At 63.0% G+C, this 5,705-nt stretch carries 8 protein-coding genes; 3 read left to right on the top strand and 5 right to left on the bottom strand.

The window, feature by feature from the left end:
* Positions 1-256: 256 nt before the first annotated feature.
* Positions 257-1,000, bottom strand: coding sequence for a DUF1828 domain-containing protein (locus AC5JJ6_RS38635; RefSeq protein ID WP_496047129.1), 744 nt, complete (start codon positions 998-1,000; stop codon positions 257-259).
* A complete protein-coding gene (locus AC5JJ6_RS38630; protein WP_496047128.1) occupies positions 997-1,491 on the bottom strand; it encodes a hypothetical protein in 495 nt (164 codons plus the stop codon). The genes AC5JJ6_RS38635 and AC5JJ6_RS38630 overlap by 4 nt, the downstream gene beginning before the upstream one ends.
* Before the next feature lie 334 nt (positions 1,492-1,825).
* On the opposite strand from AC5JJ6_RS38630, the gene AC5JJ6_RS38625 reads away from it, so the two are divergent.
* The 3 genes from AC5JJ6_RS38625 (at position 1,826) to AC5JJ6_RS38615 (ending at position 4,126) form a co-directional block, all read left to right on the top strand.
* Positions 1,826-1,993 carry a hypothetical protein gene (locus AC5JJ6_RS38625; protein ID WP_496047127.1) on the top strand — a complete coding sequence of 56 codons (168 nt, stop codon included), beginning with the start codon at positions 1,826-1,828 and terminating at the stop codon, positions 1,991-1,993.
* 378 nt (positions 1,994-2,371) lie between these two features.
* Positions 2,372-2,953 (top strand): hypothetical protein, encoded by a 582-nt coding sequence (locus AC5JJ6_RS38620; protein WP_496047126.1) that lies wholly within the window; start codon positions 2,372-2,374, stop codon positions 2,951-2,953.
* Positions 2,954-3,460: 507 nt separating this feature from the next.
* Positions 3,461-4,126: a terminase small subunit gene (locus AC5JJ6_RS38615; RefSeq protein WP_496047125.1), complete on the top strand. Its 666-nt coding sequence runs from the start codon at positions 3,461-3,463 to the stop codon at positions 4,124-4,126.
* A gap of 16 nt (positions 4,127-4,142) precedes the next feature.
* Here the strand turns inward: AC5JJ6_RS38615 and AC5JJ6_RS38610 are convergent, their stop codons facing one another.
* The 3 genes from AC5JJ6_RS38610 to AC5JJ6_RS38600 are packed head-to-tail and all read right to left on the bottom strand — an operon-like array spanning position 4,143 to position 5,600.
* Complete coding sequence (locus AC5JJ6_RS38610; RefSeq protein WP_496047130.1) at positions 4,143-4,832, bottom strand: zinc-binding dehydrogenase; 690 nt, start codon at positions 4,830-4,832, stop codon at positions 4,143-4,145.
* Positions 4,833-4,877: 45 nt separating this feature from the next.
* Positions 4,878-5,141, bottom strand: a complete 264-nt coding sequence (locus AC5JJ6_RS38605; RefSeq protein WP_496047124.1) for an alcohol dehydrogenase catalytic domain-containing protein — start codon at positions 5,139-5,141, stop codon at positions 4,878-4,880.
* Positions 5,142-5,195: 54 nt separating this feature from the next.
* The gene (locus AC5JJ6_RS38600; protein ID WP_496047123.1) at positions 5,196-5,600 is read right to left on the bottom strand and encodes a DoxX family protein; all 405 of its coding nucleotides are present in this window, start codon (positions 5,598-5,600) and stop codon (positions 5,196-5,198) included.
* Positions 5,601-5,705: the final 105 nt, after the last annotated feature.

The following is a 5,705-nucleotide window of genomic DNA, read 5'->3' as shown; positions in this document are numbered from 1 at the left end:
AAAATGTCGCAAATCGAATGGGTTAATGAGGGGTAGACGCAAGCAAACCACATTGCGCAAAGCTAAGGAACAACCAGGGTCAGATTAATTTAGCACCAGCTTTGCTGAGGCTGCAAGGACAGTGCGCGCATGCGCACTTTTGCACCCCAACCCTCTTCCCCAAAGCAGGGAAAAAAGGCAAACGTGGACAGAGCTCCATTAAGCAAAGCTGAAAAATCAAGCGCTTTTTTGAGCGCCTAAGTCAAGCAGCAAGCCGCTAAATCGTATCAGGCCCGTGCTCGCGAAAATCTTCCAGCGACGTGAACTGCTTATCGACAGCACTGGTCACGATCTTGCAATCCCGTTTCGGTAAAACGGCGAAATCCTGATGAACGACGGCGCTACGGAACGCCAAGCCCTTCTTCTGAAACTCGAGGCAGGCAATCGTTATCAATCTTATCTTCGACGTATCCCCACCCTTGGCCCCGAACAGGTAGACTGGAACCCGTCCAAAGCTGAATCCGTAATCCACCTCCAGCTCATCCCGTGACTGAATCGGAGAGATGGCCTTGGCAGATTGGAGTTTTGACATATCGGCAGTTACGAATTCATCCAGCATCTCGTAGAACAGGTTAGATATAACCTCACGCCGGTAAAGGCTCATACTACAAACCTTTGCAACGGCCTGACCGAATTTCAGTACCGCCGGATACAAACTCTGGCACGGCACATCCAGGTACAGGTTTCCATTTTCCTCGGAAACTCTGTTCTCTGAAAGGATCTGCCGGAAAATGCGTTCCTTGTTCTCCGTATCGATGTCGTATTGGTATGAAAGCCTCATCAGCGACAATCCACGATCGCTGACGCGGATCATGTCGCCTCCCTTCATCTCAAGGAAAATGTCGACCATGTCGCCATCCTCATGAAAGAGGGGCACCAGAAGTTTAGCTATCCCCGGACGCTTCTCACGCACCGAAACGTGAGAACCAAAGCCTGCTGTCAGATAGTCCATGTAGTTCATGAGGCCAATTCCGGAAATAGCGGTATGACTCTGGTATCGGGGAAATGTCGCTCCCAGCCTTGAATGCCAACATATTTGCAGAATACCACGATTGCCTCATCTAAGGAGGCGTAATCCTGAGTCGTATCGGCGGGATGCTTTTCATAGCGTCCCATATTTAGATTATCGGAGGTTGCTTTGTGCACATGAAAGTTGAAATGCGGAATTCCCGCTTGGAAAGGATCAACCGCTTGCTCATGCTGTCCATTGAACCGAACTAAAGTGACACGCTTTCCTTCAGGTGCGATGAACACCAAACCTATGGAAAAATCCTCAAGGAACTCAAGGCTTTGTCGAATGAAAACGTCGAACTGCTCGCCCTCCGGTCCACGGAGCCTCATATCGTTGCGACGGTGTCGGTTCTCTTCCTTCATTTCCCGCCGGGGCGCGTCCTGTATCGACTTCCTGCACCGGAGTAACTGATCGATGTCCGCATCCGACCAGTCAACCATGGCCTGTTCCCCGGAAAATTGCCGCCCTGGTATCGATATCGACTCAAATAATTTATTTTAAATTAATGAACAAGAAGGTTGCCCAATCAGTTTCACTTCACAGGATACGTTGAGCTTCGGCCCTCATGCCCTTGAAGCACGGATTGCCAATGAAAATCCCGTCAAGCGCGCATCGTCGCCGCCACCGACACGCGTTTCAGCACCGTGCTTGACTTCCCACCGCAACCCGCTCAGAGTCGCCATACCTCCGCAGCCGCGGGGCGGTCGAGCAAAGGAACGCCAATTCCCCCGCCCGACCTAACCATCAATGATCCGAGTGAAGGATTGCACATCGATGGCTACCGCCACCTTTACCACACCGCCCGGCGTCTTCGCGCGCCGTATTTTGTCGTCCGCCGCCGCGATGGTTTCGACCGTCGCGGCGGCGGCGGGACCGCTTGGCGCCGTGGATTTCCACGGCGCTGCGGTACAAACGCCCGCCAACTCCTCCGCTACGTCCTGAGCGTCATGCGACTCTGACAGTCCGCCCGGCACCGCTGGCCCTCTCGGGAACCGGCTCGGCAAGCTGCGCGTCCATCGGGAACGATCCGTTTCACGGTCGGCCGCCTGATCCCTGACGGGGATCGCGCGGTGAAGCCCCGGTTGCGCGCCTCCGCCGCCGTTCCGTCCGGGTAAGACGCCTGTCCCTCCCGCCCCGTCGGGCGCGGGTCGGCTGCCCGTGCGCGCTGTTCCGCCTCCGCACCACGTTCCCCCGCCACGGCGTCCCGCCGCCGCAGCCTTCTCCGAGGGATGGCCAGTAGCCGGCGCCGCGTCCAGGGGTCCGTGTTTTCCCTTCAGGTCCAGAACCAGGGTCCCGCTCAGCGGACCAGGGAGTACGATCATGTATTCACTCGACAATCCTTCGGCCTGCTGGCCGGAGTTCGACTATACCCTGCCCCCAGGCGACGACGACGCCGATGTGCCCTACAAACCCGCCCGCCAGTTCACCGGGCATCCGACGCTCGACGGCATGCTGATCGTCTGGCACGGCGCGGTCACCCCGGCGGGGCCTCCCAGTTGGAAGGATTTGGCCGACAAGACCTGGCATCCGTGGAGCACGTCGCTGCTGCTGGTGGAATGCCGGGGCAGCGGCAAACCTGTCCGCAGCGTCGAGGCTTTTCCGGTCGCGACCACGCTGCTCGGGCTGCCGCTGTTCTTCCGAGGCGACCTGTCGATGGACAACCCGTTGACGGCGGAACTGGCGAAGATGACGCGGCAGGTGTCCGACGCGCGGGCGATGATCCCGCGCATCCTGCCGGCAAGGCCGGCGGCGGACGGGAAGGCGTTTCAGCCGCTGGCGGTCGGGGTGCCGCTGGCGCCGGTCAAGGGGCCGTTCTGGCGACGAGAGGTGCAGCAGGTGCTGTTTTCGGTGGTGCCGCCCGCGCCACGGGGCCGGGCTGCGGGGGTGAAAGTGCCGGCTTGACAGCGGAAGCGTCGGGGATTGCGCCGGAGCGACGGCGGCGGTGGCGACGCCAGCGGCCGAGGGTAGAAGCGGCTTCCAGCCGCTTTCCAGGTGCGGGGCGGTTTGTTCCGCAGGGGAACGAAGGCTTATGCAGCGGAAAGCGCGCGTTTCGCGCGCGGAAAGCGGCTGGAAGCCGCTTCTACGTCGTCGTCGTCGCTGGCGGTTGGCGGTTGCAGCGGCGGCAGGGGTTAGGCGCCGGGAGGTAGTTCCATGACCGGCGGCGCTGGTATTGGCGGGTTTTTCGGCAGGGGACGCGGGTGTGCTGCCCCCCTCACCCTTCCCTCTCCCCCCGAAGAGGGTGGAGAGGGTTTTGGTTTTTGTGGAGAGGGGCGTTGGTGAGGGCGGCAGTACTGGCGGTAGCGGCGGGACTTTGGCGACGCGGTTTTTTCGAACGCTCTTGCGTTTCGCGCCGTCCTTAGGATAATATTCTTTGATCCATTCCTAACCCTCCCGCCGAAGAGTCATGCCATGTCAGCCCTCCCCGCCTCCACCTCTCCCACCCTCCACCTGACCGACCGGCAGGAGGCTTTCTGTCAGGCGATGGCCTGCAATGTCGGCGGGGCGGAGGCGGCGCGGCGGGCGGGGTACTCGCCCAAGGGGGCCAAGCAGCGCGGCGCTTACCTGATGCAGCAGCAGGAAATCCGCGTCCGGGTCCAGCAGATCCGCGCCAGCCGCCGGCAGGAGCATCAGAGCCTGCTCGACGAAGCGGCGGCCCAGGTGGAGGAGATCATCGCCGACGCACAGGAAAATAAGCGCGGGTCCCTGGCGCTCCGCGCCATCGAGTTCCGGCTGAAGCTGCGCGGCGTCATCCAGGACCGGCGCATCGCGCATCACTGCCATATGGACCAGCGCCGGCCCGACGTCGACCTGGAAGACCTCGACTGCGATCCGGAGGAAGAGTTCGACGCTCTCCCCAACCCCCAGCCGGCCAACCCTCAACTGGCCAACCCTCAGCCGGCCAGGGCGGCGATAGGGCGGAAGGCCCCGGTAGTGACCCTGGATAGTGACCTGCTGCGTTTTCTGGCCGGCCCGCTCGACGCCGATTCGCTGCTCGGAACGACGGCGGCGACTGCCCTGATTCCGGCCCTGGTTTCGGCCCCGCCCCGGCGTTTCCGCCTGCCCCACGTCGCCTGACGCGGCCAAATCAGCGTCAGCGGTTGACGTCCACCACGATCCGCCCCCGCACCCGGCCTTCCAGGAACAGCGGCGCCGTCCGCCCCACGTCCGACAGCGGGATCGTGCTGGTCAGCGCGTCCAGTTTTTCGATCTCAAGATCAGCCGCCAGCCGTTTCCAGGCCAGCAGCCGGCGTTCGCGCGGGCAGAAAACGGATGCGATGCCGGTCAGCGTCACCCCGCGCAGAATGAAGGGCGCCACGCTGGCCGGCAGGTCCATGCTCTGGGCAAGGCCGCAGGCCGCAACCGTGCCGGCGTAGCGGGTCTGGGCCAGCGCATGGGCCAGGACGGCGCCGCCGACCGAATCGACCACGCCCGCCCAGCGCTCCTTGGCAAGCGGCCGGACCGGGCCGTCCTGCCCGTCCCGGCCGATCACCTCGGCCGCGCCCAGCGACTTCAGGTAGCCGCCCTCCGCCGGCCGGCCGGTCGAGGCGACCACCCGGTAGCCCAGCTTCGACAGCAGACAGACAGCGATGCTGCCGACTCCGCCGACCGCCCCCGTCACCAGCACCTCGCCGCTGTCGGGCGTGACGCCGTGGTCCTCCAGCGCCAGCACGGCGAGCATGGCGGTGAAGCCCGCCGTGCCGATCGCCATCGCGCGCGATGTCGTGAAGGCGTCGGGCAGCGGGACCAGCCAGTCGCCCTTGACGCGGGCCTTCTGCGCCAGACCGCCCCAGTGGGTCTCGCCGATGCCCCAGCCGGTCAGGACGACCTAGGCGCCGGCGGGAAAGTCGATCCGGTCGGAGAACTCGACCGTCCCGGCAAGGTCGATGCCGGGGACCATCGGGAAGGAGCGCACGATCGGGGCGGCGCCGGTGATCGCCAGCGCGTCCTTGTAGTTGAGGGTGGAGTGGTCGATCCGGACCAGCACGTCGCCGTCCGGCAGGGTGTCGTCCTCCAACTGGCGGAGCACCGCTTCCGGCTTCTCCGGCTCCGCCCCGGCGGACGGCTCCTCCAGCATCAAGGCCCTGAACATCCGCTCCCTCCCCCCAGGCCGCTTACGGCCCTGCTTCATTCAAGCCAACCGCCGTCAGCCCCATTCCTCGTCCTCGCCATCGACGCTCATCGGACCGGCGCCATAGGCCAGGACCAGGAACAGGCCGCCGGTGATCGCCAGATTCTTCATGAAGTTGATCACCTGCACCTGATAGTCCCCGCCCTCGAAGGCCCAGAAGTTATGGAAGAAGATCATCGTCATGATCGTGAACAGGATCAGTGCGGCGGCCCCGATGCGCGCCTTGTACCCGATGGCAACCAGCAGCCCGCCGCCCAGTTCCAGCAGGATCGCGCCCGCGCCGAACAGCATCGGGATCGGCAGGCCCTTGGCCTCCACCGCACCGACGACTCCCGGCCAGCCCATGATCTTGTTGTAACCGCTCACGATGAAGATCAGCGCCAGGAGCAGACGCCCCACCGGCACGGCAAAATCCCGCATAATTCCCCCCAATCAGATGAAATCGTTGAAGACCCAAGCAATCTTATGCGGGGAATAACAGGCCCCGACGACAAGGTAAGTTGGGTAACCCTAACCGCCGAGCGC

Source organism: Skermanella sp. (assembly GCF_059503625.1).
This window is presented reverse-complemented; position numbering and strand designations above follow the sequence as displayed.

What these genes read in the sequence shown, in the direction of transcription:
- AC5JJ6_RS38635 (WP_496047129.1), bottom strand. Translation starts at nt 1,000, where the DNA reads ATGAACTACATGGACTATCTGACAGCAGGCTTTGGTTCTCACGTTTCG.
- AC5JJ6_RS38630 (WP_496047128.1), bottom strand. Translation starts at nt 1,491, where the DNA reads ATGGTTGACTGGTCGGATGCGGACATCGATCAGTTACTCCGGTGCAGG.
- AC5JJ6_RS38625 (WP_496047127.1), top strand. Translation starts at nt 1,826, where the DNA reads ATGGCTACCGCCACCTTTACCACACCGCCCGGCGTCTTCGCGCGCCGT.
- AC5JJ6_RS38620 (WP_496047126.1), top strand. Translation starts at nt 2,372, where the DNA reads ATGTATTCACTCGACAATCCTTCGGCCTGCTGGCCGGAGTTCGACTAT.
- AC5JJ6_RS38615 (WP_496047125.1), top strand. Translation starts at nt 3,461, where the DNA reads ATGTCAGCCCTCCCCGCCTCCACCTCTCCCACCCTCCACCTGACCGAC.
- AC5JJ6_RS38605 (WP_496047124.1), bottom strand. Translation starts at nt 5,141, where the DNA reads ATGTTCAGGGCCTTGATGCTGGAGGAGCCGTCCGCCGGGGCGGAGCCG.
- AC5JJ6_RS38600 (WP_496047123.1), bottom strand. Translation starts at nt 5,600, where the DNA reads ATGCGGGATTTTGCCGTGCCGGTGGGGCGTCTGCTCCTGGCGCTGATC.